Annotated in this window: 30 protein-coding genes and 1 tRNA gene; 17 read left to right on the top strand and 14 right to left on the bottom strand. The window is 69.6% G+C overall.

Going from position 1 to position 26,075, the window contains the following annotated elements; translation table 11 throughout:
- Window positions 1-72: 72 nt before the first annotated feature.
- Window positions 73-1,032 carry an oxidoreductase gene (locus ACZ7M2_RS06895; RefSeq protein ID WP_471594421.1) on the bottom strand — a complete coding sequence of 320 codons (960 nt, stop codon included), beginning with the start codon at window positions 1,030-1,032 and terminating at the stop codon, window positions 73-75.
- An 82-nt stretch (window positions 1,033-1,114) separates the two neighbouring features.
- Between ACZ7M2_RS06895 and ACZ7M2_RS06890 the strand changes: the two genes are divergently transcribed.
- Window positions 1,115-2,104 (top strand): ArsR family transcriptional regulator, encoded by a 990-nt coding sequence (locus tag ACZ7M2_RS06890; RefSeq protein WP_471594420.1) that lies wholly within the window; start codon window positions 1,115-1,117, stop codon window positions 2,102-2,104.
- Window positions 2,105-2,163: 59 nt separating this feature from the next.
- Here the strand turns inward: ACZ7M2_RS06890 and ACZ7M2_RS06885 are convergent, their stop codons facing one another.
- Entirely contained in the window at window positions 2,164-2,643 is a 480-nt protein-coding gene (locus ACZ7M2_RS06885; protein ID WP_471594419.1) for an SsgA family sporulation/cell division regulator, read from the bottom strand.
- Window positions 2,644-2,898: 255 nt separating this feature from the next.
- Here ACZ7M2_RS06885 and ACZ7M2_RS06880 point away from each other — a divergent pair, with 255 nt between their 5' ends.
- Together ACZ7M2_RS06880 and ACZ7M2_RS06875 are read left to right on the top strand one after the other, a co-directional pair.
- Window positions 2,899-4,491 carry an RDD family protein gene (locus ACZ7M2_RS06880; RefSeq protein WP_471594418.1) on the top strand — a complete coding sequence of 531 codons (1,593 nt, stop codon included), beginning with the start codon at window positions 2,899-2,901 and terminating at the stop codon, window positions 4,489-4,491.
- Window positions 4,492-4,612: 121 nt separating this feature from the next.
- Entirely contained in the window at window positions 4,613-5,293 is a 681-nt protein-coding gene (locus ACZ7M2_RS06875; protein WP_352049035.1) for an RDD family protein, read from the top strand.
- Window positions 5,294-5,356: 63 nt separating this feature from the next.
- Here the strand turns inward: ACZ7M2_RS06875 and ACZ7M2_RS06870 are convergent, their stop codons facing one another.
- Window positions 5,357-5,686 carry a hypothetical protein gene (locus ACZ7M2_RS06870; RefSeq protein WP_471594417.1) on the bottom strand — a complete coding sequence of 110 codons (330 nt, stop codon included), beginning with the start codon at window positions 5,684-5,686 and terminating at the stop codon, window positions 5,357-5,359.
- Between the two features lie 508 nt (window positions 5,687-6,194).
- Between ACZ7M2_RS06870 and ACZ7M2_RS06865 the strand changes: the two genes are divergently transcribed.
- The gene (locus ACZ7M2_RS06865; protein WP_471594416.1) at window positions 6,195-8,540 is read left to right on the top strand and encodes an immune inhibitor A domain-containing protein; all 2,346 of its coding nucleotides are present in this window, start codon (window positions 6,195-6,197) and stop codon (window positions 8,538-8,540) included.
- Window positions 8,541-8,661: 121 nt separating this feature from the next.
- Window positions 8,662-9,003 carry a hypothetical protein gene (locus ACZ7M2_RS06860; protein ID WP_471594415.1) on the top strand — a complete coding sequence of 114 codons (342 nt, stop codon included), beginning with the start codon at window positions 8,662-8,664 and terminating at the stop codon, window positions 9,001-9,003.
- 77 nt (window positions 9,004-9,080) lie between these two features.
- Here the strand turns inward: ACZ7M2_RS06860 and ACZ7M2_RS06855 are convergent, their stop codons facing one another.
- A complete protein-coding gene (locus ACZ7M2_RS06855; RefSeq protein WP_095854393.1) occupies window positions 9,081-9,665 on the bottom strand; it encodes an isochorismatase family protein in 585 nt (194 codons plus the stop codon).
- A gap of 274 nt (window positions 9,666-9,939) precedes the next feature.
- On the bottom strand, window positions 9,940-11,268 hold the full coding sequence (locus tag ACZ7M2_RS06850) for a nicotinate phosphoribosyltransferase (protein WP_471594414.1): 1,329 nt from the start codon (window positions 11,266-11,268) through the stop codon (window positions 9,940-9,942).
- Window positions 11,269-11,387: 119 nt separating this feature from the next.
- Here ACZ7M2_RS06850 and clpS point away from each other — a divergent pair, with 119 nt between their 5' ends.
- The 7 genes from clpS (at window position 11,388) to ACZ7M2_RS06815 (ending at window position 16,430) form a co-directional block, all read left to right on the top strand.
- Window positions 11,388-11,705: an ATP-dependent Clp protease adapter ClpS gene (clpS, locus tag ACZ7M2_RS06845; protein WP_352049040.1), complete on the top strand. Its 318-nt coding sequence runs from the start codon at window positions 11,388-11,390 to the stop codon at window positions 11,703-11,705.
- A 97-nt stretch (window positions 11,706-11,802) separates the two neighbouring features.
- Complete coding sequence (locus tag ACZ7M2_RS06840) at window positions 11,803-12,408, top strand: DUF2017 domain-containing protein (protein WP_067379761.1); 606 nt, start codon at window positions 11,803-11,805, stop codon at window positions 12,406-12,408.
- Between the two features lie 466 nt (window positions 12,409-12,874).
- The gene (locus ACZ7M2_RS06835; protein ID WP_351434328.1) at window positions 12,875-14,335 is read left to right on the top strand and encodes an amino acid permease; all 1,461 of its coding nucleotides are present in this window, start codon (window positions 12,875-12,877) and stop codon (window positions 14,333-14,335) included.
- A gap of 76 nt (window positions 14,336-14,411) precedes the next feature.
- Window positions 14,412-14,834, top strand: a complete 423-nt coding sequence (locus ACZ7M2_RS06830; protein WP_095854396.1) for a M67 family metallopeptidase — start codon at window positions 14,412-14,414, stop codon at window positions 14,832-14,834.
- A 124-nt stretch (window positions 14,835-14,958) separates the two neighbouring features.
- Window positions 14,959-15,060, top strand: a complete 102-nt coding sequence (locus ACZ7M2_RS06825; protein WP_312638615.1) for a putative leader peptide — start codon at window positions 14,959-14,961, stop codon at window positions 15,058-15,060.
- Between the two features lie 123 nt (window positions 15,061-15,183).
- The gene (locus ACZ7M2_RS06820; RefSeq protein WP_054229696.1) at window positions 15,184-15,462 is read left to right on the top strand and encodes a MoaD/ThiS family protein; all 279 of its coding nucleotides are present in this window, start codon (window positions 15,184-15,186) and stop codon (window positions 15,460-15,462) included.
- Window positions 15,463-15,479: 17 nt separating this feature from the next.
- A complete protein-coding gene (locus ACZ7M2_RS06815) occupies window positions 15,480-16,430 on the top strand; it encodes a PLP-dependent cysteine synthase family protein (RefSeq protein WP_352049042.1) in 951 nt (316 codons plus the stop codon).
- Between the two features lie 151 nt (window positions 16,431-16,581).
- Here the strand turns inward: ACZ7M2_RS06815 and ACZ7M2_RS06810 are convergent, their stop codons facing one another.
- On the bottom strand, window positions 16,582-17,061 hold the full coding sequence (locus ACZ7M2_RS06810) for a type II toxin-antitoxin system PemK/MazF family toxin (RefSeq protein WP_471594413.1): 480 nt from the start codon (window positions 17,059-17,061) through the stop codon (window positions 16,582-16,584).
- 260 nt (window positions 17,062-17,321) lie between these two features.
- On the opposite strand from ACZ7M2_RS06810, the gene ACZ7M2_RS06805 reads away from it, so the two are divergent.
- Entirely contained in the window at window positions 17,322-18,074 is a 753-nt protein-coding gene (locus ACZ7M2_RS06805; RefSeq protein WP_471594412.1) for an MBL fold metallo-hydrolase, read from the top strand.
- 87 nt (window positions 18,075-18,161) lie between these two features.
- Here the strand turns inward: ACZ7M2_RS06805 and ACZ7M2_RS06800 are convergent, their stop codons facing one another.
- The 3 genes from ACZ7M2_RS06800 to ACZ7M2_RS06790 all read right to left on the bottom strand — a co-directional run bounded on the left by ACZ7M2_RS06800 (window position 18,162) and on the right by ACZ7M2_RS06790 (window position 21,298).
- Window positions 18,162-18,350: a hypothetical protein gene (locus ACZ7M2_RS06800; RefSeq protein WP_471594411.1), complete on the bottom strand. Its 189-nt coding sequence runs from the start codon at window positions 18,348-18,350 to the stop codon at window positions 18,162-18,164.
- A 171-nt stretch (window positions 18,351-18,521) separates the two neighbouring features.
- The gene (locus ACZ7M2_RS06795) at window positions 18,522-19,787 is read right to left on the bottom strand and encodes a PTS transporter subunit EIIC (RefSeq protein ID WP_352047050.1); all 1,266 of its coding nucleotides are present in this window, start codon (window positions 19,785-19,787) and stop codon (window positions 18,522-18,524) included.
- Between the two features lie 221 nt (window positions 19,788-20,008).
- Window positions 20,009-21,298 carry a PTS transporter subunit EIIC gene (locus tag ACZ7M2_RS06790; protein ID WP_352047049.1) on the bottom strand — a complete coding sequence of 430 codons (1,290 nt, stop codon included), beginning with the start codon at window positions 21,296-21,298 and terminating at the stop codon, window positions 20,009-20,011.
- Between the two features lie 174 nt (window positions 21,299-21,472).
- Here ACZ7M2_RS06790 and ACZ7M2_RS06785 point away from each other — a divergent pair, with 174 nt between their 5' ends.
- From ACZ7M2_RS06785 to rdgB, 4 genes are all read left to right on the top strand, one after another.
- Window positions 21,473-21,706 carry a PTS sugar transporter subunit IIB gene (locus ACZ7M2_RS06785; RefSeq protein ID WP_030569190.1) on the top strand — a complete coding sequence of 78 codons (234 nt, stop codon included), beginning with the start codon at window positions 21,473-21,475 and terminating at the stop codon, window positions 21,704-21,706.
- A 107-nt stretch (window positions 21,707-21,813) separates the two neighbouring features.
- Window positions 21,814-22,548, top strand: a complete 735-nt coding sequence (gene rph, locus ACZ7M2_RS06780) for a ribonuclease PH (RefSeq protein ID WP_471594410.1) — start codon at window positions 21,814-21,816, stop codon at window positions 22,546-22,548.
- A gap of 123 nt (window positions 22,549-22,671) precedes the next feature.
- Complete coding sequence (locus ACZ7M2_RS06775) at window positions 22,672-23,064, top strand: hypothetical protein (protein WP_099922434.1); 393 nt, start codon at window positions 22,672-22,674, stop codon at window positions 23,062-23,064.
- Between the two features lie 34 nt (window positions 23,065-23,098).
- Window positions 23,099-23,701, top strand: a complete 603-nt coding sequence (gene rdgB, locus ACZ7M2_RS06770) for an RdgB/HAM1 family non-canonical purine NTP pyrophosphatase (RefSeq protein WP_352047047.1) — start codon at window positions 23,099-23,101, stop codon at window positions 23,699-23,701.
- Window positions 23,702-23,753: 52 nt separating this feature from the next.
- On the opposite strand, the gene ACZ7M2_RS06765 is transcribed toward rdgB, so the two are convergent.
- The 5 genes from ACZ7M2_RS06765 to ACZ7M2_RS06745 all read right to left on the bottom strand — a co-directional run bounded on the left by ACZ7M2_RS06765 (window position 23,754) and on the right by ACZ7M2_RS06745 (window position 26,075).
- Window positions 23,754-23,837, bottom strand: a tRNA-Leu gene (locus ACZ7M2_RS06765).
- Complete coding sequence (locus ACZ7M2_RS06760) at window positions 23,803-24,510, bottom strand: HNH endonuclease signature motif containing protein (RefSeq protein WP_471594409.1); 708 nt, start codon at window positions 24,508-24,510, stop codon at window positions 23,803-23,805. Before ACZ7M2_RS06760 ends, ACZ7M2_RS06765 begins: the two co-directional genes overlap by 35 nt.
- Complete coding sequence (locus tag ACZ7M2_RS06755) at window positions 24,510-25,169, bottom strand: HNH endonuclease signature motif containing protein (RefSeq protein WP_471594408.1); 660 nt, start codon at window positions 25,167-25,169, stop codon at window positions 24,510-24,512. Before ACZ7M2_RS06755 ends, ACZ7M2_RS06760 begins: the two co-directional genes overlap by 1 nt.
- A 107-nt stretch (window positions 25,170-25,276) precedes the next feature.
- A complete protein-coding gene (sugE, locus tag ACZ7M2_RS06750) occupies window positions 25,277-25,597 on the bottom strand; it encodes a quaternary ammonium compound efflux SMR transporter SugE (RefSeq protein ID WP_471594407.1) in 321 nt (106 codons plus the stop codon).
- A gap of 175 nt (window positions 25,598-25,772) precedes the next feature.
- Window positions 25,773-26,075, bottom strand: a complete 303-nt coding sequence (locus tag ACZ7M2_RS06745; RefSeq protein WP_187285621.1) for a GroES family chaperonin — start codon at window positions 26,073-26,075, stop codon at window positions 25,773-25,775.

Raw genomic sequence — 26,075 nt, 5'->3', positions numbered from 1 at the left:
CGTGGCTGGTCGCGCAGTTCCCCGCGCCCCTTCAGGGCGCTGCCGAACCGCAGCGGACTTCACCCGACCCGCTTAGGCCCCGCCACCCCCGTCCCCGCCCCGGTGGAGACGGTCCAGGACGGCCAGTTCGTCCTCGCTCAGCCGCAGGGCGCCGGCGGCCACGTTGGCGGCCAGGTGGTCCGGGTCGCCGGTGCCGGGGATGGCCAGTACGTGCGGTCCGCGGTGCAACGTCCAGGCCAGCCGGACCTGCGCCGCGCTCACCCCGTGGGCCCGTGCGACGGCCCGCACCTCGGCGGCGTCGGCACTCCGCGCACCCGCCGTGCGTCCGGCCCCGGCGATCGCGTAGAACGGGACGAACGCGATCCCCTGCTTGCCGCAGGTCCGCACGAACTCGTCCTGGTCCGGCCGTACGCCGATGCCGTACGGGTTCTGCACGCAGACCACGGGCGCGATGGCCCGCGCCTCGGCGAGGTGTTCGGGGCGGACGTTGGACAGACCGAGGTGGCGGACGAGCCCCGCCGCGCGCAGCTCGGCCAGCGCGCCGAAGCGCTCGGCGACCGAGTCGGCTCCCACGACCCGCAGGTTCACCACGTCGAGGTGGTCGCGGCCGAGCTGGCGCAGGTTCTCCTCGACCTGGCCGCGCAGTTGTTCTGGAGTGGCGTGCGGCAGCCAGGCGCCGGACGGGTCCCGGCCCGGACCGACCTTGGTGGTGATCACGAGGTCGTCCGGGTAGGGGGTCAGCGCCTGGTTGATCAGTTCGTTGGCGGAGCGCAGCGGCGAGAAGTAGAACGCGGCGGTGTCGATGTGGTTCACCCCGAGCTCGACCGCGCGGCGCAGCACGCCGATCGCCCGGTCGCGGTCGCGCGGTACGGCGTCGGTGGCGAGCGCCCGGCCGGTCTGGGGCAGCCGCATCGCACCGAAGCCGATCCGGTGGACTTCCCGGTCTCCGAGCGTCCAACTCCCGGCAGAGGAGGCGCGGATGGTCTCGGGGGCCGAAGTGGCCGAGGTCGTCTTGACTGGCGTCGTGGTCATGACCGGGATGCTCACCCCGCCGTAGTCTGGCCGCCATTGATTCAGGTATCCGTGAATCCACACGGCGACCGAGGGGGTGGCCGTGTCGGCCGAACTGGCGTTCTCGGCGGGGGACCTGGCGCAGATGCGGTTCGCCGTCTCGCCGATGTGGGAGGTCGGTACCAGCTTCCGGCTGCTGCGCTCCGGCGGCGCGCACCCCGTGCACCGGCCCTGGGCCGAACAGGTACGCCCCCGGGTGCTGGCCGCCTGCCTCGACCGTGGCCTGCTCGCCGAGCTGGTCCCGCCCGCGGGCTATGTGCCCGACTTCCTCAACCCGGCCCCCGACGGACCCGCCCCCGCGCTCGCCACGGAACTGGCCGGGGTCACGGCCGCTCCCCCCGCCCGGGTACGCCAGGACCTCGACCGCCTGGCCCACGACCAGGGAGGGCTCGGCCCCAGGTCGCGGACGCTGTACGCCGATCCGGCCGCCCGCCTGCCCCGGCTCGCGGAGGAGGTCGAGACCTACTGGGAGCTGGCCCTCGCGCCCTACTGGGCGCGCATCCGCACGGTCCTGGACGCCGATGTGTTCCACCGGGCCCGGCAGGTCGCCGAGCAGGGCACCGGGCACCTGTTCAACGAGCTGCACCCGTTGGTGAGCTGGGACGACAGTGCGCTGCGGCTGTCGCGCAGAGGGCGCCCGCTGTCCCGCGAGGCGGCGGGTGCCGGGCTGCTGCTGATTCCCTCTGCCTTCACCCATCCGGGCCCGCTGACCCGGGTGACACCCCCGGAGCCGCCCCAACTGGCCTATCCGGCACGGGGTGTCGGCACCCTGTGGGAACCCCGGCCGCTCGCCGGGACCGATGCCCTCGCCGCCGTACTCGGCCGCTCGCGGACCCTGCTGCTGACCGAACTGGAGACCCCGGCCTCCACCACCGAGCTGGCCCACCGCACGGGGCTCTCGCCGTCCGGGGTGTCCCAGAACCTGACCGCACTGCGCGACGCGGGCCTGGTCAGCGCGCACCGGGCCGGTCGCTCGGTGCTGTACGCGCGCACATCGGTCGCGGAGAGCCTGCTGGCCGCGGCCCGCCCGTAGGACCGCTTCCCGCGGGGCCACTACCGCGGCCGGTATCGGAAACAGGGACGTGAACGGGTTCACTCGCCCTCCTTCGACTCGTCCGACGGCCACGGGTCGCGCAGCCACAGTTCGTCGTGACAGCCCGGGGTCGGGGCCAGCAACTCGGCGAGGCCCTCGTCGATGCCGAGCTGATCGGCCTCGAAGCCCGGCGGAACCGCCCGCAGGGTGCGCTCGAGCCAGGCGGACACCTGCGCGGTGGGCGCCTCGAGGAGGGCGTCCCCGTCCGGGGAGCTGAGCGCCATCAGGACGACGCTGCGGCCCGCGACCTTCGTCGGCCACACCCGTACGTCGCCGTGCCCGCACGGCCTGAACACCCCCTCGACGAGCAGTTCACGGGCGAAGGTCCAGCCGACGGGATGGTCGGAGCCGATGTGGAAGGTGATGTGGACGGCGTACGGGTCGTCGGAGCGGTAGGTGAGCCGGGCCGGTACGGGGATGCTGCGTTCGGGTGACAGGACGAGGTTGAGTTCGAGTTCGCGTTCCACCACGGTTCGCATGTCGATGCGCTTCCTTTCGGGTACGGGGCCCTCAGGGCGGGCCCGTACGAGTGGAGAGCGCGATCACGCGGAACCATTACGCGGGTTCGAAGAAGTTTTTTGGCGGGCGTTCCGAGACCGTGTTCCGGGCGGCGACCGCTTGTGGCGGAACCTTGCCCGAAAGAGGTGGGTACGGCGGGAGCGCCGCTGACAGGCGCGCCCGTCTGATAGATGTGGAGCCCCCAAAAACCCCCGAGCAGATACGGGACGACGGACATGAGCGCCCCAACCCCGGCCCCCGGTGACGACCGGCCCCGTGAAGGGTATTACCCGGACCCCTCCATTCCTGGATATGTCCGGTACTGGAACGGTGCCTCCTGGGTACCGGGTACGAGCCGTCCCGCGCCCTCCGACGGCGTACCGCTCGCGCCGCCGTCCGGTTCCCGGCCGGCGGCCTCCGTTCCCGCGCCCGCTCCGGCCCCCGCCGAGGAGACCGGCCCGCACTTCTTCGACGAGGACCCGCGACCCGCCGCCGAGCCGCGCCGGGTGAGCCCGGCCGAGGCACAGCACGGCAACAGGCCCGAGCCCGCGGCCGCGTGGGGAGCCGACCGCTCCCAGCAGTCCGGCTTCGGCGGCGAGCAGGACCGCCGGGTGTCCTGGGGCTCGCCCCCGACGGCCGATCCGCGGCTGGCGCGCGCGGTCGAACCGGGTGACGCCGTCGTCCAGCCGGACGGTGAGTCCGCCCGCGCCGACGGCACGGCGACGATCCCGCCCGCGGATTCGGGCGGCGCGGCGCAGCCTCCCGCGTCCGGCGGCACCGTGGTGTTCCGTCGCCCGACGGGACCGGCGCGGGCCACCGGTGCCGAGGGCGCGTCCGCGGCCCCGGCGAGTGGCGCGCAGTTCGCCGGCACCGGTCTCCCCGACGGCGCCGCGGAACCCGCCCCTTCCGAGGGCACCATGATCTTCCGCCCGTCCGCCCCGCGCACGGGGCCGCAGCGCGGGGCGCAGGCCGGGGGCATGGCTCCGGCCACCGGCGCACCGGGGGCGGACACGCCCGCGGCGGGCGGCCCGGCCGGGGCCGGGGGAGGCTTCGGCGCCGGGCAGGCCGCCCAGGCCGCGGCGGAGGCGGCGGCCCAGTCCGCCGCCGCGCGGCAGCCGGCCACCCCCGCACCCTCCGCACCCTCTGCTCCCTCCGCCCCCTCCGTGCCCCAGCAGGCCTCCGGCCCGGCCGCCACGCCCCTCACCAGTGGCCCCGGTGGGGGACAGCCGTCCTGGGCCCAGCAGGTGCACCGGCTCGCGGGTGACCCGGGGGCCGACGGACAGCCCGTCGTGCCGTGGAAGCCGCCGGTGGACGACGTGTTCCAGGCCGCCGCCCGCAGACAGTCCGAGGCGCGCCCGGCGAGCCTCAGCAGGCGGCTGCTGGCCCGGATCGTGGACACCGCGGTCCTGGCGACCGTCACCGCGGTGGCCGCCGTACCGCTGGGCACCAAGGCGATCGACCACATCAACGAGAAGGTCGACGCGGCCAAGCGGTCCGGCCAGACCGTCACGGTGTGGCTGCTCGACGGCACGACCGCGGGCTACCTCGGGATCGTGCTGGCCGTCCTGCTCGTCTTCGGCGTCCTCTACGACGCGCTGCCCACCGCCAAGTGGGGCCGCACCCTGGGCAAGAAGGTGTGCGGCATCGAGGTCCGGGACATCGAGGGTCACGAACCCCCGTCCTTCGGACGGGCCCTGCGCCGCTGGCTCGTGTACGCGGTCCCCGGCGTCCTCGTCATCGGTGTCGTCGGCGTCCTGTGGTGCCTGTTCGACAGGCCTTGGCGCCAGTGCTGGCACGACAAGGCGGCCCACACCTTCGTGGCCGCGTAGCCGCCCGTGCGCCGTCGTGGTGGCCTGACTCCCCGCGCGACGGCGCGGTCGCCGGGAGCCCGGTCCCCCGGACGGCCGCTCGCCGGATGCGCGGTGGCGGGGTTCGCGGTCGACTCGGGCCATGAGCAGCGAACCGCCGCCCCCGGGTTCGGGTCAGCCACCGGACGAGGATCCGTTCAAGAAGCAGCCCCCGCCCGCCGAGGGCGGCGGCTCCCCGTACGACGGCCCTTCGCCGCCCACACCGCCCCAGGGCTCCCCGTACGACTCCCCGTACGGCGGCCAGCCGCCCCCGCACGGCGGCGGCGGTGACCCGTACGGCCCCGGCGGCCCCTACGGCGGCGACCCGCTGGCCGGCATGCCCCCGCTCGCCGACAGCGGCAAACGCACGGTGGCGAGGATCATCGACATGATCCTGGTGGGCATCGTGGTGTGGCTGCTGTCCTGGGCCTTCGGGGTCATGCAGTACAACATGAACGCCGACAAGATCGAGTACAGCAGGGGCTTCGGGCAGTCCGTGATCGCCGCGGTGCTCTACACCGGCTACGACACCATCATGATCAGCAGGTCGGGGCAGACCCTCGGCAAGAAGCTGTTCAACCTGAGGGTGGCCAACCTCGACAACGGCTCCACGCCCTCCGTGCAGACCACGCTGGTCCGCTCGCTGGTGCTGTGGATCCCGTTCGCGTTCTGCTGCGCGTGCATCTGGACCGCGATCGCGGGTGGTTGGAGCTATTTCGACAAGCCCTACAAGCAGGGCCTGCACGACAAGGCGGCCAAGACGGTGGTGGTCAGCACGGGCTGACATACGCGATCAGCCGCACTCCATGAGGAGACGGCTGATCGGGAGAGCGGCGGGTTCGTGGAATCACGGGCCCGCCGGTTCGCGTACGGCGGAGACGGACGCCGACGACATGGACGACACGGACGCGGCGACGGACGCGGTCTCGCGCTGTACGGGCACCCGCTCCTGAACGGGGGCCGGTGCGGGAGCGGGTACGGCGGCCACGGAGCCGGGACGGACGCGCTTCGGCAGCGGAACCGTTACGGCGACGAGCAGTCCGAGAGCGAGTGCCGAGAGGGTGATCACCGCGATCCCCAGGCCCGAACTCGTCTGAGACAGCAGCAGCATGGCGAGGGTGGAGAAGATCACGGTGCAGGAACCGTAGGCGAGCTGTGCGGCGGTCGGACGAGGCATGGCGATTCCTCGGGGTGGGGGTACTCCCCCCGTGCCTCTCGCGATGGGGGAGGATGCGGACAACAACGGGACCGGACGGCGACCGGGACGATCGACAACGGGAGTGGAGCCGCCGGTCCGGGTGGGGCTGCGAATCGTGGGACGACAACGGTGTCGACTGGTCAATCCGTTGACATTCCAACGTTCCGCCAATCGACTCTATTCGCCTGCATGCCCGAGTGGAACGTCCGGTAAGCGTGACCTTACCCACGGTGCCGGAGCACAGGGGGCGCACGGAGTCATCGCGTCCACCAAGTGGACGGACGGACGCGCCCGTTGAGAGGGTCGATCACGGTTCGGATACCGAACTACAGCTCCGCATAGTGCAGTTGCCAGGTTCAAGTCAAGATCTGTCTTTTCTTTGGTAACTCCGGTCAAATGTCGTCACTTGACACGCGTATACGCGCGCGGACCTCCATCACCCAGGGATCCCCCCATCCGCGCGAACGGACGCAGGGGAGGACTTCAAGTGACCAGCAGACCATGGACGTTCAGAGCGGCCGCGGTGGGTGTCGCCCTCGCGGCGGCCACCGCCACGTTCTCGACGTTCGCCGTTGCGCAGGCAGACGATGCCGCATCGGCCGCGGCCTCGGCGAGCGCGAACCGCCACGAGCCCCAGCCGGCCGGCAACGAGGCCGAACACGACCTCGACGGCCCGCTCAGCAAGACCCAGGAAGCACAGCGCGAAGAGGCCCTGAACCAGGTCATATCCGGGGACGCGAAGGTCCAGGACCGGAACGGTTCGCAGGTCGTCAAGCTCAAGGGCAAGAACAAGTACGTCGAGCTCGGCCGCGAGAAGACCGACAAGATCTTCACGATCCTGGTCGAGTTCGGCGACCAGGTCGACAGCCGCTACGGCGGCACCGCGGGCCCGCTGCACAACCAGATAGCCGCGCCCGACCGCACCCAGGACAACAGCACGGCCTGGCAGGCGGACTACAACCAGGCGCACTTCCAGGACCTCTACTTCGGCACCGGCAAGAACACCGAGTCGCTGAAGAAGTACTACGAGAAGCAGTCCTCGGGCCGCTACTCGGTCGACGGCGAGGTCACCGACTGGGTCAAGGTCCCCTACAACGAGGCCCGTTACGGCTCCAACAAGGCGTCCACGGGCGCCTGGTACGCGGTCCAGGACGGTGTCACCGCCTGGGTCGCCGACCAGAAGGCGGCCGGCAGGTCCGACGCGGACATCAAGGCGGACCTGGCCAAGTACGACCAGTGGGACCGCTACGACTACGACGGCGACGGCAACTTCAACGAGCCCGACGGCTACATCGACCACTTCCAGATCGTGCACGCCGGTGAGGACGAGTCCGCGGGCGGCGGCGCGCAGGGCGAGGACGCGATCTGGGCGCACCGCTGGTACGCGTTCGGCACCGACGCGGGCGCCACGGGTCCGGCCGGCAACAAGCTCGGCGGCGCCGCGATCGGCGACACCGGCATCTGGGTCGGCGACTACACCATCCAGCCGGAGAACGGCGGACTCGGCGTCTACGCGCACGAGTACGGCCACGACCTCGGTCTGCCGGACGAGTACGACACCACCAACTCGGCCGAGAACTCCACCGGCTTCTGGACCCTGATGTCCTCCGGTTCCTGGCTCGGCACCGGCAAAAACGCCATCGGTGACCTGCCCGGCGACATGAACGCCTGGGACAAGCTGCAGCTCGGCTGGCTGAACTACGACACGGCCAAGGCCGCGACGAAGTCGAAGCACAAGCTGGGTGTCGCCGAGTACAACACCAAGAACAAGCAGGCCCTCGTGGTCTCGCTGCCGGACAAGGCGGTCACCACCGAGATCGTCGCCCCGGCGCAGGGCTCGACCCAGTGGTGGAGCGGCAGCGGCAACGACCTCAAGAACACGCTGACGCGTTCCGTCGACCTCACCGGCAAGTCGTCGGCCGCCCTCACGCTCGACGGCTGGTACGACATCGAGGCCGACTACGACTACCTGTACACCGAGGTCTCCACCGACGGCGGCGCCAACTGGACCCCGATCGACGGCACGGTGGACGGGCAGCCGATCCCGCGCGACGGCAGTGGCAAGCCCGCGCTGACCGGCACGGTGGACGCGTACAAGAAGCTGTCGTTCCCGCTCGACGCCTACGCGGGCCAGAAGATCGCCCTGCGGTTCCGCTACCAGAGCGACGGTGGCGTGGCGCTGAAGGGCTTCGCGGCCGACGAGATCGCCGTGACCGCGGACGGTTCGGCGCTCTTCACGGACAACGCCGAGACCGCGGACGCCGCGTGGACCGCCGCCGGCTTCTCCCGCGTCGGCGCGTCCTTCACCGACGACTACCCGCAGTACTACATCGCGGAGAACCGTCAGTACGTCTCGTACGACAAGACCCTCAAGACCGGTCCGTACAACTTCGGCTTCTCGACGACGCGTCCGTCCTGGGTGGAGCACTACCCGTACCAGAACGGTCTGTTGATCTGGAAGTGGGACACCTCGCAGAAGGACAACAACGTCAGCGCGCACGCGGGCTCCGGGCTGATCCTGCCGGTCGACTCGCACTCCACCGCGCTGAAGTGGTCCGACGGAACGCTGATGCGCAGCCGGATCCAGTCGTACGACTCGCCGTTCAGCCTGTACCGCACGGACGGTCTGACGCTGCACAACGCGGACGTGGCGACGAAGATCCCGTCGAAGCCGGGGGTGCCGGTCTTCAACGACCACACCAGCACCTACTACGACACGACGGCCCCGACCGCGGGTGTCAAGATCACTGACACCAACACCAAGATCAAGATCGCCAAGGAGGCCCGTGACGGGTCGACGATCTCGCTCGAAGTGGGCCCCGCGGTGAAGTAACCGGTATTTCCGCAGGTCAGAAGCATATCGGCGGCGACCCCCTGGCGGGTTGCCGCCGATCGTGTTTAGGTGCGTCCTGTGGATTTCTTATTGACACCGGTGCGCACGGGGGTGTGACTGCATGGCCGCAGGAGGTTTTTGCAAGCTGCCGAACGGCAGCGTGGTAGTGGCCCTGAACCTGCCCAGCCCGGCGGGCCAGGGCCCCGGCTGCGTGCGCTTTCTGGTCCTGGCCCAGAACCGTGCCCGCGCCCTGACGCGCCTGCGCAACCTCGGCCTGCGCGCGGTCTACCTCCGGGGGAACGCGGCCCCGCCCACCCCCGACGAGATCACCGCCGTCCTGCACCACCCCGACGGCCTCATATGGCGCACGACCCCGGACAGCGGCGTCCAGGGTCCCGACCTCACCCAGGAACTGTGGCGCCCGTTCAAATCCCTCCTGAGACGCCCGGCACCTCAGGTGTGACCGGCGGCGGGTCGGCGGCGCGGACGTAGCCACCCGGCGCTCACCGGGTGGCGGGGTCGGTCACCATGGCCGGAAAGCTAGACGACCGGCTTTCCTGTCAGGTCCACGCCTGCTGCTCGGAGTTCTTCGAGGGCGCGGTCCGTGGTTTCCTCGGAGACTCCGGCCGTGAGGTCCAGGAGGACCTGGGTGCGGAAGCCGTTACGGACGGAGTCCAGGGCGGTCGCGCGGACGCAGTGGTCGGTGGCGATGCCGACCACGTCCACCTCGTCGATCTCACGGGCGCGCAGCCAGTCACCCAGCGCGACCCCGTTCTCGTCGGCGCCCTCGAAACCGCTGTACGCCGCCGCGTACGCGCCCTTGTCGAAGACGGCGTCGACCGCGCCCGAGGCGACCGCCGGAGCGAAGTTCGGGTGGAACCCGACCCCCTCCGTGCCGGCGACACAGTGCGCGGGCCAGGAGTGGACGAAGTCGGGGTTGTCGGCGAAGTGGCCACCGGGGGCGATGTGGAGGTCACGCGTGGCGACGACATGCCGGTAGCCGGCGGGCGCTTGCCCGATCAGCTCCGTGATGGCGGCGGCGACATCGGCGCCTCCGGCCACCGCGAGGCTGCCCCCCTCGCAGAAGTCGTTCTGCACGTCTACGACGATCAAGGCGCGGCGCATGGTCGGTGTCCTTCGACGGTGTCGACTATGGGGTCGGTGAATGTGGCAGGAGGTGTGCGGGACCGGCCTGTGGAGCCGAGCCTAGAGATTTCGGGTGCGGCACGGGAGGGGGCATTCGGTTACGGCCCGTTGCGGCGGCCGGTGCGGTGTGCGTGTTGCCGTTGCATTCCCGCTGACCGCCCGTTCATTCGTGTTTGCCCAAGGGTGGCCGGAGCCGGCCGGAGCGCCGCCCGCGCGCGCTCCGGCGCACCCCGCGCACACCGAGGGGGCCGTGTCAGATGTATTCCGTCGGAATGACCGGTTCCCCGCGCGAGAGCTGTGTCGCCGACAACGGCAGGTTGGCGCGGGAGGCCGCGTGCCGGTCGCGTACGACATCGAGGGGCTCGCGGGAGAGGACCTGCCCGCCCTTGACGAGCTCCACCAGCAGTTGTCGGTCGGCGAGCGCCACGGGGACCGCCCCGGTACCGATTACCTCGGCCTCGGCGACCCCCCGCTCGTCGAGCCGGCGCGCGGCCCACTTGCGCCCGCCGATCGAGGTCTTGCCGCCGGTGGACCTCTTGGCCACGGGCTCCAGCGGAGCCTTCGGGTCCGCCGACTCGGCGCGGGCGACCAGCTTGTAGACCATCGAGCAGGTGGGATGGCCGGAACCCGTCACCAGCTGCGTACCGACGCCGTACGCGTCGACGGGCGCCGCCGCCAGCGAGGCGATCGCGTACTCGTCCAGGTCCGAGGTCACGATGATGCGCGTGTCCCTCGCGCCCAGCTCGTCCAGCTGCTGCCGCACCCGGTGCGCGACCAGCAGCAGGTCCCCGGAGTCGATCCGTACGGCCCCGAGCTCGGGCCCGGCGACCTCCACCGCCATCCGTACCGCCTCCGCGACGTCGTACGTGTCCACGAGCAGCGTCGTCCCCCGGCCCAGCGAGTTCACCTGGGCCTGGAAGGCGTCCCGCTCCCGGTCGTGCAGGAGGGTGAAGGCGTGTGCGGAGGTGCCGACGGTCGGGATGCCGTAGCGGAAGCCCGCCGCCAGGTCGGAGGTGGTCGCGAAGCCCCCGACGTACGCGGCCCGCGCCGCCGCCACCGCGGCCAGCTCGTGCGTCCGCCGGGCGCCCATCTCGATCAGCGGCCGGCCCCCGGCGGCGGAGGCCATCCGGGAGGCGGCGGCCGCGATGGCCGAGTCGTGGTTGAGGATGGAGAGGATCACCGTCTCCAGGAGCACGCACTCCGCGAAGGACCCCTCGACCCGCAGGATCGGCGAGCCCGGGAAGTACACCTCGCCCTCGGGATAGCCCCAGATGTCCCCGCGGAAGCGGTACGAGGCGAGCCACTCCAGGGTCGGCTCGTCCACGATGGCGTTCTCGCGCAGGAAGCCGAGGACGTCGGCGTCGAAGCGGAAGTTCTCGACGGCGTCGAGAACCCGCCCGGTGCCCGCGACGACGCCGTAGCGCCGCCCCTCCGGCAGCCGCCGCGTGAAGACCTCGAAGACCGAGCGTCGCTCGGCGGTCCCCGCGGCCAGTGCGGCCTGCAACATCGTCAGCTCGTACTGGTCCGTGAAGAGCGCCGTCGAGGGAACGTCCACCGGCAGCCCAAGGTCCGCTGTGTTCATAAGCCTGGATGGTACCCCCATCTCGTCACTCTGACGATTTATGGCGGCCCTTGTATTCCGGTTGTATCCCGTTGTATTCCGGGGGTCCATTTGTGCGGGCCCCCCTCTCTGGTGGCAGCATGGGCCGTGTGACCGCTCCCGCACCCCTAGAGATCGAAAAGACCGAGTCGGCGGAGGAGGTCTTCGCCGTACCCGAGCCCGACGTCCCCTGGCTCACCATCGTGCACAACGACCCGGTCAACCTCATGAGCTATGTGACGTATGTCTTCCAGACGTACTTCGGCTACACGAAGGACAAGGCCACCAAGCTCATGCTCGACGTCCATCACAAGGGCCGGGCGGTCGTCTCCAGCGGCACGCGCGAGGAGATGGAGCGCGACGTACAGGCCATGCACGGCTACGGTCTGTGGGCCACCCTTCAGCAGGACCGGAAGTAGCGGGCCGGAAGCCGCTGGACCGGCGGCCGTCGGACCGGCAGCAGCTCGAGCCCTCCCTGTAAACCGCGAGCAGGACCGGAAGTAGCGAACTCACTCCATGCCAGGACACTTCGAACCGCTCCCCGGCGGCGGCGCGGCCGTCGCGCTCGACGAGGTCGAGATCTCCATCATCCGCTCCCTCGCCGTACAGCTCCTGGAGCTCATCGGTCCCGGCCCCGCGGAGAACGCCCCCGACGACCCGCTCGCCGAACTGTTCGCGGAGGGCCCCAGTGAGCCGCCCTCCGACCCGGTGCTCCAGCGCCTCTTCCCGGACGCCTACAGCGGCCCCGACGTCGAGGCGTCCTCGCCGGAACAGGCTGAGGAGCAGCGGGCGTACTCCTCCGAGTTCCGCCGCTTCACCGAGAACGACCTGCGCGCCGGCAAGCGCGAGAACGCCCTCGCGGTGATCCGCTCGCTGGACGCCCTCACCACGGCGGGTGACGGCGGCGCGGTCCTCAAGCTCTCCCCCGGGGAGTCCGAGCAGTGGCTGCGCGCCCTCAACGACCTGCGCCTGGCGATCGGGGCCCGGCTGGACGTCGTCGACGAGGAGGACACCGACCTCCTCTACCGCCTCCCGGACGAGGACCCGCGCAAGCCGATGGTGATGGCGTACCTGTGGCTGGGCGGTCTCCAGGAGACGCTCGTCGAGACGCTGATGTCCTGATCGTCCGCCGGGATGCCCCGATCGTCCGCCGGGATGCCCCGATCGGGCGCCGCGATGCCCCGATCGGGCGCTGAGCGGGGAACGGTCGTATGCCCCGATCGGACGCTGGACAGGTAAGCAGCGAAAAGCCCTGATCAGGGGTTGGTTCAGGGTTCAATCGGTGTTCGCTCAGAGGACGCTCAGATCCGGATAACGATCCCGTCACCGTCGTGGACTGCTATGCCCGGGTGAGTGCTGTTTGTCCGCTTCTCCCTGTGGCATGCCTTACATCACCCGCAGGCTGCCCATCCTGCGGCCGTGATAAATCTTCACGACCGCCCGACAGGACACCACCCATGTCCGGTCGGGTGCGCCACCGAGCCGGCGACCGCCGGCCAGGCACAGCTCCATCACATCCGGGGGGATCGGAACCCGATCCGAAGCCAAGGGACTGGCTCGGACCGGCATGGAGAAAGGCGCACCACACATGACCTCATCGCAGGTCGACAAGACCGACGAGCCGCGTACCGGCAGTGAGGCCGTGGGCGGCGACGCCCCCGAAGAGGGGTACGAGCGCGGGCTCGGCAGTCGCCAGGTCCAGATGATCGCGATCGGCGGCGCCATCGGCGTCGGCCTCTTCCTGGGCGCCGGGGCGAACATCGCCAAGGCGGGGCCCAGCCTCATCTTCATGTACGCCCTCGCGGGCGTGATCATCTTCTTCATCATGCGGGCGCTCGGCGAGCTGCTCCTGTACCGCCCGGTCTCGGGCTCCTTCGCGGAGTACTCCCGCGAGTTCCTCGGCCCGTTCTTCGGCTACTTCACCGGCTGGACGTACTGGCTGATGTGGGTGGTCACCGGCATGGCGGAACTCACCGCCGCCGCGATCTACGTCCACTACTGGTTCCCGTCCATCCCCCAATGGGTGACGGCACTGGTCTTCCTGATCGTCCTCTTCGTGGCGAACCTGATCTCGGTGAAGCTCTTCGGAGAGATCGAGTTCTGGTTCTCGATGGTCAAGGTCACCGCCCTGATCGGCATGATCGTGATCGGCCTCGGCGTCCTCACCTTCGGCTTCAGCTCGGCCGGTGACACGGCCTCCGTCGCCAACCTCTGGCAGTTCGACGGCTTCTTCCCCAAGGGCATCGGCTCGTCCCTGATGACCCTCCAGGGCGTCATGTTCGCCTACCTCGCCGTCGAGCTCGTCGGCGTCACGGCGGGCGAGTCCGAGGACCCGGAGAAGACCCTCCCCAAGGCGATCAACACCCTCCCGTGGCGCATCGCGCTCTTCTACGTCGGCGCGCTCACGGTCATCCTCTGCGTCGTGAAGTGGACGGAGTTCGCCCCGGGCGTCAGCCCCTTCGTCGAGGCCTTCGCGAAGATCGGCATCCCGGCCGGCGCCGGCATCGTCAACTTCGTGGTCCTGACCGCCGCCCTGTCCTCCTGCAACTCCGGCATGTACTCCACGGGCCGCATGCTGCGCACCCTGGCGGACAACGGCGAGGCCCCCAAGGTCTTCAGCAGGCTCTCCTCGACCAAGACCCCGGCGATCGGCATCACCGTCTCCATGCTCTTCATGGGCATCGGCGTGATCCTGAACTACATCGTCCCGGAGAAGGCCTTCGGCTACGTCACCTCCGTGGCCACCGCCGCCGGCATCTGGACCTGGCTGATGATCCTGGTCAGCCACATCCTCTACCGCCGCGCGGTCGACGCCGGACGCCTGCCCGCCTCCTCCTTCCCGGCCCCGGGCGGAGCGAAGTGCAGCTGGATCGCGGTCGTCTTCCTGCTCTTCGTCACGGGCCTCATCGCCTACGACGCCGACTCCCGCGTCTGTCTGTACGTGATGGCCGGCTGGGCCGCGGCCCTGGCCATCGGCTGGTGGGTGCTCAAGGCACGCAACCCCCAGGTCACCGAGCGCCGCGAGCCGGCGTTCGAGAAGGTCGGCTGACCTTCCCGGCTCAGCATGTGGGCCGCCGCGTACCACCCCTCGGTACGCGGCGGCCCTTCTGCTTATCCTGACCGACATGCTGACCATCACCCAGGCCCTCGTCGACCAGATCGTCGCCCACGCGCGCCAGGACCACCCCGACGAGGCGTGCGGCGTCGTCGCGGGCCCGGCGGGCTCGGGCCGCCCCGAGCGCTTCATCCCGATGCTCAACGCCGCCCGCTCGCCCACGTTCTACGAGTTCGACTCCGGCGACCTGCTGAAGCTGTACCGCGAGATGGACGACCGCGACGAGGAGCCGGTGATCATCTACCACTCCCACACGGCGACCGAGGCATACCCCTCCCGCACCGACATCTCGTACGCCAACGAGCCCGGCGCGCACTACGTCCTCGTCTCGACGGCGGACGCGGACGACGCGGGTCCCTTCCAGTTCCGCTCGTACCGGATCGTCGAGGGAGAGGTGACGGAGGAAGAGGTCACCGTCGTGGACGCGTACTGACGCCGCCCCGACTGCGCCCCGATCCTTTGCTCCGACTCCGCTCGATCCCGGACTTCGGGCAGAATTCATCCACCATCTGAGATCACACTCCGGGACCCGGACCGGGAATCGATACGATGAGCCCATGGTTTCCCAGGACGTGAGCGACAAGACGCCGGGCATGCTGCTCGTGGCGCGGCTGCACGTCGACCTGTGCAGGCTGCAGAGCGCCATCTGTACGCGCTGAACCCTGCCGCCGTACGGCCGTGAGCCACGGCTCCGCGGGGCCACCACCGGCGTCCCCCCTGCCCTTCCCGCGCCGCCGCGCGCCCACCGACCTGACTTTTCCTTCCGACAGGAGCCCGCAACCATGGCCATCGAGGTCCGCATCCCCACCATCCTCCGCACCTACACCGGCGGCGAGAAGGCCGTCGAGGGCGGCGGCGCGACCCTCGCCGAGCTCTTCGCCGACCTCGAGACCCGGCACGCGGGCATCCAGGCCCGGATCGTCGACGACGGCCAGCTGCGCCGCTTCGTCAACGTGTACCTGAACGACGAGGACGTCCGCTTCCTCGACGGCATCAACACCAAGCTCACCGACGGCGACAACGTGACGATCCTGCCGGCCGTGGCCGGCGGCATGGTCTGATCGGCTGCTGATCGCTGATGCGCTACGACTCCCCGCTCGCCGCGGTGGGCAACACCCCTCTGGTGCGCCTGCCCCGCCTTTCGCCGTCCGCCGACGTCCGGATCTGGGCGAAGCTGGAGGACCGCAACCCGACGGGCTCGGTCAAGGACCGCCCGGCCCTCCACATGGTCGAACAGGCGGAGAAGGACGGCCGGTTGACGCCGGGCTGCACGATCCTGGAGCCGACGAGCGGGAACACCGGCATCTCGCTGGCCATGGCGGCGAAGCTCAAGGGCTACCGCATGGTGTGCGTGATGCCGGAGAACACCTCTCAGGAGCGGCGGGACCTGCTGGCCATGTGGGGCGCGGAGATCATCTCCAGCCCCGCGGCCGGCGGTTCCAACACCGCCGTGCGCGTCGCGAAGGAACTGTCGGCCGAACACCCCGACTGGGTGATGCTCTACCAGTACGGGAACCCCGACAACGCGGGCGCCCACTACGCGACGACGGGCCCCGAGATCCTGGCGGACCTCCCCTCCATCACGCACTTCGTCGCAGGGCTCGGCACGACGGGCACCCTGATGGGCGTCGGCCGCTACCTCCGGGAGAACAAGCCGGACGTGAAGATCGTCGCCGCGGAGCCGCGCTACGACGACCTCGTGTACGGCCTGCGCAACCTGGACGAGGGCTTCGTCCCCGAGCTGTACGACGCGTCGGTCCTCACCTCCCGCTTCTCGGTCGGCTCCGCCGACGCGGTCACCCGCACCCGTGAGCTCCTCCAGCAGGAGGGCATCTTCGCGGGCGTCTCCACCGGAGCCGCGCTGCACGCCGCGATCGGCGTCGGCAAGAAGGCGATCGCCGCCGGGGAGTCCGCCGACATCGTCTTCGTCGTCGCCGACGGCGGCTGGAAGTACCTGTCGACGGGCGTCTACACCGCCGCGACCACAGAGGAAGCCATTGAAACCCTCCAGGGCCAGCTCTGGGCGTAGGGGCGAGCGGTCGTTCGGCTGCGGGTGGGCGGGGGCTGGTCGCGCCGTTCCCCGCGCCCCTCAAGGACGCCGGCGCGCATCTTTCAGCCCGTCCGGCGTCTGAGGACGAGGCCGTCCAGGCCGATCGGGGGTCTGGGGGCGAGGGACGGGCTCAGCCTGCCAAGTAGCGGACCTGGTCCCAAAGGACCGGATCCACCACCCCCACCCGCCGCCGAAACTCCCACAAGGGCACCTCGCGCAGCTCATCCGTCTCCAGGAAGCTCGCCCGCCCATGGGCATCGCCGACGGCACCCGGCGGCAACGGAATCACCCCGGCCCGCTCGTCGTGGTACTTGCTCGTGATCTTCGCGACGGTCACCCGTTCGCCCCGCACGGCCAGCACCAGACACGGCCGGTCCTTCTCCCCGGGCCCGTCCTCGTACGGAACCTTCGCCCACCAGATCTCCGCCGGCCGGGGCCGGGGTATCCGCGGCCGCTCCCGCCGCCCGGGCGGCCGAGTCCGACCGGCGGCCCGATCTCCGCGGCGCTCTCGGCGCCCGCGGCGCCCACGGCGGCCCCAGCCGTCCACCAGCGTCGCGACCAGCGCGAGCAGCACCACGGCCGCCAACGCGAGCCACCAGGACGTGTCCATACCAAAGAAGGTACCGGCGCGCACTCCGCCCCGCCCCCCGCCCGCGGAACCCAGGCATCCGACCTCCGGTCGACCGTCCATCCGAACCGGTGACACCACAGGTGAGTTCGCCCACAACAGCCCCTGGTGGAGGAGCGACCCGCCCTTTTGCGCCTTACGCTCGACGGACCGCACGACCCCCGTACCCGTATCCGCAGCCGAGTACCTGCACCCCGCATCTACTCTCTGCACTTCCTGTCAGCGCGGAGGTTCCAGCTCTTATGAAGCTCACCGTCGTCGGCTGCTCGGGGTCGTTCCCGTCCGCGGAATCGGCCTGCTCGAGCTACCTCGTCGAGGCCGACGGCTTCAGGCTGCTTCTCGACATGGGCAATGGTGCCCTTGGCGAGCTGCAGCGCCACTGCGGTCTCTACGACCTCGACGCGATCTTCCTCAGCCATCTGCACGCCGACCACTGCATCGACATGTGCGCGTACTTCGTCGCGCGCTACTACCGCCACGACGGCGGCCGCTGCGACCCGCTCCCCGTCTACGGACCCGAGGGCACGGAACAGCGACTGACCACCGCGTACGCGGACACTCCCACCGCCTCCTCGATGAGCGAGGTCTTCGACTTCCACACCGTCAAACCGGCCACGTTCGAGATCGGCCCGTTCACCGTGCACACGGAGAGGGTGCGCCACCCCGTGGAGGCGTACGCCATCCGCATCGAGCACGGCGGGAAGTCGCTGACGTACTCCGGGGACACCGGTGTCACCGACGCGCTGGACGAACTCGCCCGGGACACCGACCTGTTCCTGTGCGAGGCCGCGTTCACGCACGGCAAGGAGAAGATCCCCGACCTGCACCTCAACGGCCGCGAGGCGGGCGAGAGCGCCGACCGCGCCGGCGCCCGTCGCCTGCTGCTCACCCACATCCCGCCGTGGACGGACCCCGCCATCAACCTCGCCGACGCGCGCGAGGTCTTCGACGGTCCGGTGGAACTGGCGGTGCCGAGGGTGACGTACGAGATCTAGATCCTGGGGGACCCGGTCCGTACAGGCGATCCGTGCGGGCGTCCCCAGGACCTGTCCGGTCAGCGGGCAACGGTCATCGGGCAACGGTCAGACGTGGACCGTCATTCCGAAGCCGCCGTCGAGGCGCATCGACTCCATCAGCATGAAGGCGTTGCTCTCGGTGAAGACGTCGGCGGCGGCCCAGGTGCTGTTGCCGTACTCGACGAGGTAAGGCGTCGCGTCGACCGTGGTGAGTGCGCGGCGGATCTCCGTGACATCCGTGGCTCCTGGGCTCACCCGCACCCCGGCAACCGTGGGTTTCCTGGCCTCCGAGGCCGCGGAGGCTCTGACCGGCCACGTCCTGACCGTGGACGGCGGCAGCCTGCCGCGATGAGGGCGCAGGCGTGACGAAGGCCCCCGCGGCCCGGCGATCGCCGGGCCGCGGGGGCCTTCGGTCGTGCGCGGGGGCTACTTGGCCTCCGCCTTCAGCAGCTCCGCCAGCTCCTCGTCGGACTCGCGGCCCGGCGTGGGGAGGTTCCACTTGATGATCGCGAAGCGGAAGACCGCGTAGTAGACCACCCCGAAGCACAGACCCACCAGGACCAGGCCCCACGGGTTGGTCGCGATGCCGAGGTTCAGACCGAAGTCGACCGCGCCCGCCGAGAAGCCGAAGCCGTCCTTCATGCCGAGCGCCCAGGTCAGCGCCAGCGAGACACCGGTGAGGACCGCGTGGATGGCGTACAGGACCGGCGCGATGAACATGAACGTGAACTCGATCGGCTCGGTCACACCCGTCACGAACGAGGTCAGCGCGATCGAGAGCATCATGCCGCCGACGACCTTGCGGCGCTCGGGGCGGGCGCAGTGCACGATCGCCAGGCACGCGGCCGGGAGGCCGAACATCATGATCGGGAAGAAGCCGGTCATGAACTGACCCGCGGTCGGGTCGCCGGCCAGGAAGCGCGCGATGTCACCGCTCTTGCCGTGGTAGTCGCCCGCCTGGAACCAGGGGTAGGAGTTCAGCAGGTGGTGCATGCCGATCGGGATCAGCGCACGGTTGGCGACACCGAAGATGCCGGCGCCGACGGCACCCGAACCGACCAGCTTCTCACCGAAGCTGTGCAGACCCGTGCCGAGGACCGGCCAGATGTAACCGAAGACGATGCCGATCAGCAGGCCCGCGAACGCGGACAGGATCGGGACGAGCCGGCGGCCGCCGAAGAAGCCCGCCCAGTCGGGCAGCTTGGTCCGGTAGAACTTCTGGTAGAGCAGGGCGACGACTATGCCCATCACCACACCGCCCAGGACCTTGGCGTCCACGGGGGCGTTCACCATGACGACCTTGCCGTCGACGGCCGTGGCCACCTTCGGCAGGTTCTTGTCGGTGAACGTCGCCAGCACGTTCTTGAACACCAGGTAGCCGACCACCGCGGCGAGCGCCGTCGAGCCGTCCGACTTCTTCGCGAAGCCGATCGCGATGCCGACGGCGAACAGCAGCGCCATATTGTCGAGGATCGCGTTGCCGCCGGCCGTCATAAAGCCGGCGATCTTGGTGAAGAACGTGGGGAAGGACGGGCGTCCCAGCATGTCCGTGTTGCCGAGACGCACGAGGAGCGCGGCGGCGGGCAGTACGGCGACCGGCAGCATCAGGCTGCGGCCGATGCGCTGCAGGACAGCCATCGCGCCGGAGCCCTTCTTCTTGTCGGCCGCGGGAGCGGCGCTGGCCGTGGTCACAACTTCCTCCAGTGGACAAGGCGCCGCCCAGGGGACAAGGAAGGTGGGTGGGGACGGCATGGTCTACACCACTCAGTGGTGTAGACCTGTTGTAGCACGGTGAAGGTGGGATAAGGAACCCGCGAATTCTGTGGCCCGGACCATAAGGGGACGAACCGGTTCCGGACGCGCCGAAGCCGCGCGACCGGCCCCCACCGGCCCGCGGATCATGAACGAACCGCCTACGCCTTGGTCGTGTCCTCGTGCTCCTCCTCCGACTCCCGCCCCGGAGTCCTCAGATCGAACTTCGTGATCGCGAACCGGAAGATCACGTAATACACGACCGCGAAGCACAACCCGATCGGCACGACCGCCCACGGCCTGGTCGCCAGATGCCAGTTGATGACGTAGTCGATGACCCCGGCGGAGAAGCTGAAACCGTCGTGCACACCCAGCCCCCAAGTCACCGCCATCGACACCCCTGTCAGCAGCGCGTGGATCGCGTACAGCACCGGCGCGACGAACAGGAACGAGTACTCGAGCGGTTCCGTGATACCCGTGACGAACGAGGTCAGCGCGACCGACAGCATGAGCCCGCCGATCTCCTTGCGGCGCTCGGGCCGGGCGCAGTGCGTGATGGCCAGGGCCGCCGCCGGCAGCGCGAACATCATGATGGGGAAGAACCCCGACGTGAACTGCCCGGCGTCGGGGTCGCCCCACAGGAACATGTTGATGTCGCCGTGTACGGTCGTTCCGTCCGGCGCGGTGTAACTGCCGAACTGGAACCAGATGGGCACGTTCAGGAACTGGTGCAGGCCGATCACCAGCAGCGCCCGGTTGGCCACCCCGAAGACACCGGCACCCCAGGAGCCCAACCCCACCAGCCAGTCGCTGAAGTGTTCGAGACCCCGCCCCACTGGCGGCCAGACCCACAGACACAGCACCGCGAACGCGATGGCCGCGAACGCCATGATGATCGGCACGAGCCGCCGCCCATTGAAGAAGCCCAGCCAGTCGACCAGCCTGGTGCGGTGGTAGCGCTGCCAGAAGTACGCGGTCATCAGCCCCATGGCGATGCCGCCGAAGACTCCCGGATTCTGGTACGTGAACGGGGCCACGGAGAAGTCGGCCGCCTGGCAGCCGATGTTCGTGAGGGCCTTCATCCCGCCCGTGCAGCTCACCGGGAACTGACGCAGCACGTTGTAGTAGACGAGGAAACCGGCGACCGCCGCGAGCGCCGTCGACCCGTCCGACTTCTTCGCCATGCCGATGGCCACGCCCACGCAGAACAGCATGGGCAGCCCGAGCGAGCCGTCGAGCAGCGCACCGCCCGCACCCCGCATGATCTTGGAGACATTGCCCCAGCCGAGCCCCTTGTCGCCGAACACATCGGGCTGGCCGAGCCGGTTGAGGATGCCCGCGGCCGGCAGCACGGCGATCGGCAACTGGAGGCTGCGGCCCATCTTCTGCAGCCCCTGGAACAGCTTGTTCCAGCGGGCCCGTGCGGGCGCGGGGGCGCTGTCGGCACTCATGGGCGTCCTCCGGACGGGGCCGGGTTGGCGACTGCCCGCCCACTGGTGTAGACCAGTCGACGAACGGTTGCGCTGTCGTGAACGCCATCATTCGGTACGCGCGACAGGGCCGCTCGCAAAGATGGGCCAACTGTGGGTTACTGCGACAAAGCGGTTCTGATCAGGGAGTAGGACATGGCCACGAAGGCTGAGAAGATCGTCGCCGGGCTCGGCGGCATCGACAACATCGAAGAGGTCGAGGGCTGCATCACCCGCCTGCGTACCGAGGTCGTGGACCCGAGCAAGGTCGACGAGGCCGCCCTGAAGGCCGCCGGCGCCCACGGCGTCGTCAAGATGGGCACCGCCATCCAGGTCGTCATCGGCACCGACGCCGACCCCATCGCCGCGGACATCGAAGACATGATGTGAACCGATGTGAACGGAAGGGGCACCCTTGAGCCCCCTACCTCACCTTTGAGGGGCCGCTTCCGCAACCGGAGGCGGCCCCTCAGCCGTATGCGGCTAGGCTCAACGTCATGTCTCGAATCGACGGCCGCACCCCCGAACAACTGCGCCCCATCACCATCCAGCGCGGCTGGAGCAAGCACGCCGAGGGCTCCGTCCTCGTCTCCTTCGGCGACACCAAGGTGTTCTGCACCGCCTCCGTCACGGAGGGCGTCCCGCGCTGGCGCAAGGGCAGCGGAGAGGGCTGGGTCACCGCCGAGTACTCCATGCTTCCCCGCGCCACGAACACCCGCGGAGACCGCGAGTCTGTCCGCGGCAAGATCGGCGGCCGTACGCACGAGATCTCCCGCCTCATCGGCCGCTCCCTGCGCGCCGTCATCGACTACAAGGCGCTCGGCGAGAACACCATCGTCCTCGACTGCGACGTCCTCCAGGCCGACGGCGGCACGCGTACGGCGGCCATCACCGGCGCGTACGTGGCGCTGGCCGACGCGATCACCTGGGCGCAGGCCAAGAAGCTGGTCAAGCCCGGCCGCAAGCCCCTGACCGACACCGTCTCCGCCGTCTCGGTCGGCATCGTCGGCGGGATCCCCCTCCTGGACCTCTGCTACGAGGAGGACGTGAAGGCCGACACCGACATGAACGTCGTCTGCACCGGCGACGGACGCTTCGTCGAGGTCCAGGGCACCGCGGAGGCCGAGCCCTTCGACCGCAAGGAGCTCAACGCCCTGCTCGACCTCGCCGTCGCCGGCTGCGACGAGCTCGCGGCGATCCAGCGGGCGACCCTCGAGGCAACCGCGGAATAACCCTTCGCGTTCTAAGGGGTACGGGCGTACGGTCCAGCCGTGCGCCCCCGTCGGCCCCCGCACGGGCCGAGCCGACCGCGCCACGGGGTCGACCACATGTAGTCCACGGGGAGGGACCGTTCCATGGCCGCGCGCCACCGACGCCGCACAGCCGCATTCGCCGTCGCCGCCGTACTCGTCGCCCTGCCGGCGGCCGTGGGCTGCGACGCCGTCAACAAGGCCCTGGACTGCGTCCAGACCGCCGACTCCATCGCCGACAGCGTCACCAACCTCCAGCAGGCCGTGGAGAACGCGGCGAACGACCCGACGCAGACCGACGAGTCCCTCAACGCGATCGAGAACAACCTCGACAAGATCGGCGACAAGACGGACAACGCCGACGTCAACAAGGCGGTCGACGACCTGAACAAGGCCGTCGGCAACGTCCGTACGGCCATCAAGAACGGCGACAACACCCCCGACGTCAGCCCGGTCACCGACGCGGCCGGTGAACTGACCAAGGTCTGCACGCCGTAACGAGCAACTCTCCGGCTCTTGGATACTGGTCCCCATGACCCGCCTGATCCTCGCCACCCGCAACGCCGGAAAGATCACCGAGCTGAAGGCGATCCTCGCCGACGCAGGTATCACCCACGACCTCGTCGGCGCGGAGGCCTACCCGGACATCCCCGACGTCAAGGAAACCGGCGTCACCTTCGCCGAGAACGCCCTCCTCAAGGCCCACGCCCTGGCTCAGGCCACCGGCCTGCCCGCCGTCGCCGACGACTCCGGCCTCTGCGTGGACGTCCTGAACGGCGCCCCCGGCATCTTCTCCGCCCGCTGGGCGGGACGCCACGGCGACGACAAGGCCAACCTGGACCTCCTCCTCGCCCAGCTCTCCGACATCGACGAACTCCACCGGGGCGCCCACTTCGCCTGCGCGGCGGCGCTCGCCCTGCCGGACGGCACGGAGCGCGTCGTCGAGGGCCAACTGAGGGGCACGTTGCGCCACACCCCGACCGGCACCAACGGCTTCGGCTACGACCCCATCCTCCAGCCGGAGGGGGAGAAGCGGACGTGCGCGGAGCTCTCCGCCGAGGAGAAGAACGCGATCAGCCACCGGGGGAAGGCGTTCCGGGGGCTGGTGCCGGTGGTTCGGGAGTTGTTGGGCTGAGGGCACGCACAGAAACGGCCTGCGTATCTTTCGATTCGCAGGCCGTTCGCAGTGCGGCGGAAGGGATTCGAACCCTCAAGCCGTTTCACGGGCCACAGATCCTAAGTCTGCTGCGTCGCCGTTGCGCCACCGCCGCTAGCCGCTGCCATCGTACCGGGAGCCGGCCGCCGCCTTTTGCCTCCCCTGCACCAGGTGCTTGTGATCGCATGGCAGTTGGGGCACAGCAACCGCAGATTCTCACGCCGGTTGTCACGCCAGTCGCCGTTGATGTGATCGACTTCCAGCGTCATGGGCCTGCCGAACCACACGGGGTCGACACCGCATCTGGCGCACTGATCGAGGACGCCGACTGCACAGAGCGCACGCCGCAAGCGGAAGGTCTTGATCCGGTGCGTGCCGTTGTGGCACACCAAAACATCCTCAGGGCCCTGGGCGGTCACGCTCCGCTTCCCTCGCTGGTGTGCCTGGCCCAGAAAATGTGTGGTCGTAAGGTGATCCTCGGCGATCCAGCTGCGCAGCTTCGCGCGCTGGGCACCGTTATTCGTGCGCCCCAGACGGCGCAGTACTTCTGCGATCGAGAGCGACTCGGCGACCGCCGCTCGCAAGTCGTCGGGCGCGGGCCGGGCGTACCTGCCGCACGGGCGGAAGTGGGAGATGGTGATGTCGAAGTCGGCGAATCGCTTGGTGAGGTACCGGCGGAGGTTGGCATACGGCTCGGTTCCGAGGAAAGCGATGACCTCATCGATGTCGGCACACCGTTCGGCAGCTTCCGGCAGTTGCTCGCGGGTGTACTGCGCGCCGCTGCCCATCAGGCGCCGCCCCTGATGCGCCGCATACCCCGTCCTCGGTAACTGTCCGTTGTGGAGTGGCAGTTGGGACAGAGGAACCGAAGGTTCTCGATCCGGTTGTTGCGCCAGTTGGCGTCGATGTGGTCGATCTCGAGCGGGAGTGGTTCCTCCAGCCAGACCGGTTCGATACCGCACAGGGCGCAGCGTTCCTCTACGCCCAACTCGCGCATGGCCCTCTTGAGTCGTCGGCTCGGGATGCGCCTGGCATCCGCCGACGCGTCCTCGACGAGGATCTCCTCGGCGGTGCGGCGACGCTGGTTGTACCTCATTCGCTCGGTTCGGACCGCGGGCGTGAAGTGAGAGGTGTCGATCCCGCATGCCTTGATGCGTCGAGCGATGTTGGTGTGGTGGCCGCCTACGGTATCGAGTCCGAGTCGTCGTAAGACCTCGTTGACACTCGTCGACACGGCGACCGCCGATTCAAGGATCTCCCTGGTCCACTTGGCGCCTTCGCGCTCGAAGTGGGATGTGTCCACCCCCAGCTTCTTCATGCGCTCACGGATGTAGTTCCGCTTCGAACTCTTCGGATCCACCCCCAGTTTCGTCAACGCCTCCGACAACGTCCGAGACGACCTCGCCGCCTCCTCCAAGCACTCCTTGGTGTACGGGCTGACCGGCATGGTTCCCCTCCGCTCCGGGCACACGTTCGTGGCCTCGTGCGGAGTAGCGAACCGTTTATCGGATGGTCGCGTCCGGCTTTCGGTGCTGTGCTGCGGGAGGGGGTGTCTCAGTGTCCCGAGGTCATCTTCAGGCCCACGACCGCCACCAGGAGGAGGCAGACGAAGAAGATGCGGGCGGCGGTCGCCGGTTCGCCGAGGACGAGCATGCCCAGTACCGCCGCGCCGGCCGCGCCGATGCCGACCCAGACGCCGTAGGCGGTGCCGATGGGGAGGGACCTGGCGGCGTAGGAGAGCAGGAGCATGCTCGCGATGATGCCCGCGCCGGTGAGGACGCTGGGGACGAGGCGGGTGAAGCCGTCGGTGTACTTCATGCCGATCGACCAGCCGACTTCGAGCAGGCCGGCGACGAGCAGCAGGATCCAGGCCATGGGAGGCACCTCCGTGAGTGATCAACAGGGGTGCGTCGTCTTTGCCTGGGAGCTTTCGCTCTCCGCCCGGTACGGCGCGTCTCGTCGGGGTCCTTCCAACGCCTTTCACGGTAGCAAAGCACAGGCAAAAGGGGCTGGTGACCATGGTCACCAGCCCCGTCGGGTCCGCTACGCCCTACAGATACAAGCCGGTCGAGTCCTCGGAGCCCTCGAAGCGGTCCGCCGCCACGGCGTGCAGATCGCGCTCGCGCATGAGCACGTAGGCGATTCCCCGTACCTCGACCTCGGCCCGGTCCTCGGGGTCGTAGAGGACGCGGTCGCCCGGTTCCACCGTCCGTACGTTCTGTCCGACCGCGACGACCTCGGCCCAGGCGAGGCGTCGCCCGACGGCCGCCGTCGCGGGGATCAGGATGCCGCCGCCGGAACGCCGCTCGCCCTCGGCGGCGTCCTGCCGCACCAGCACGCGGTCGTGCAGCAT

The sequence above is a fragment of the Streptomyces sp. NPDC111507 genome (assembly GCF_055638955.1).
Note: the sequence above shows the minus strand (reverse complement) of the source record. Positions and strands in the feature narration are given on the sequence as shown.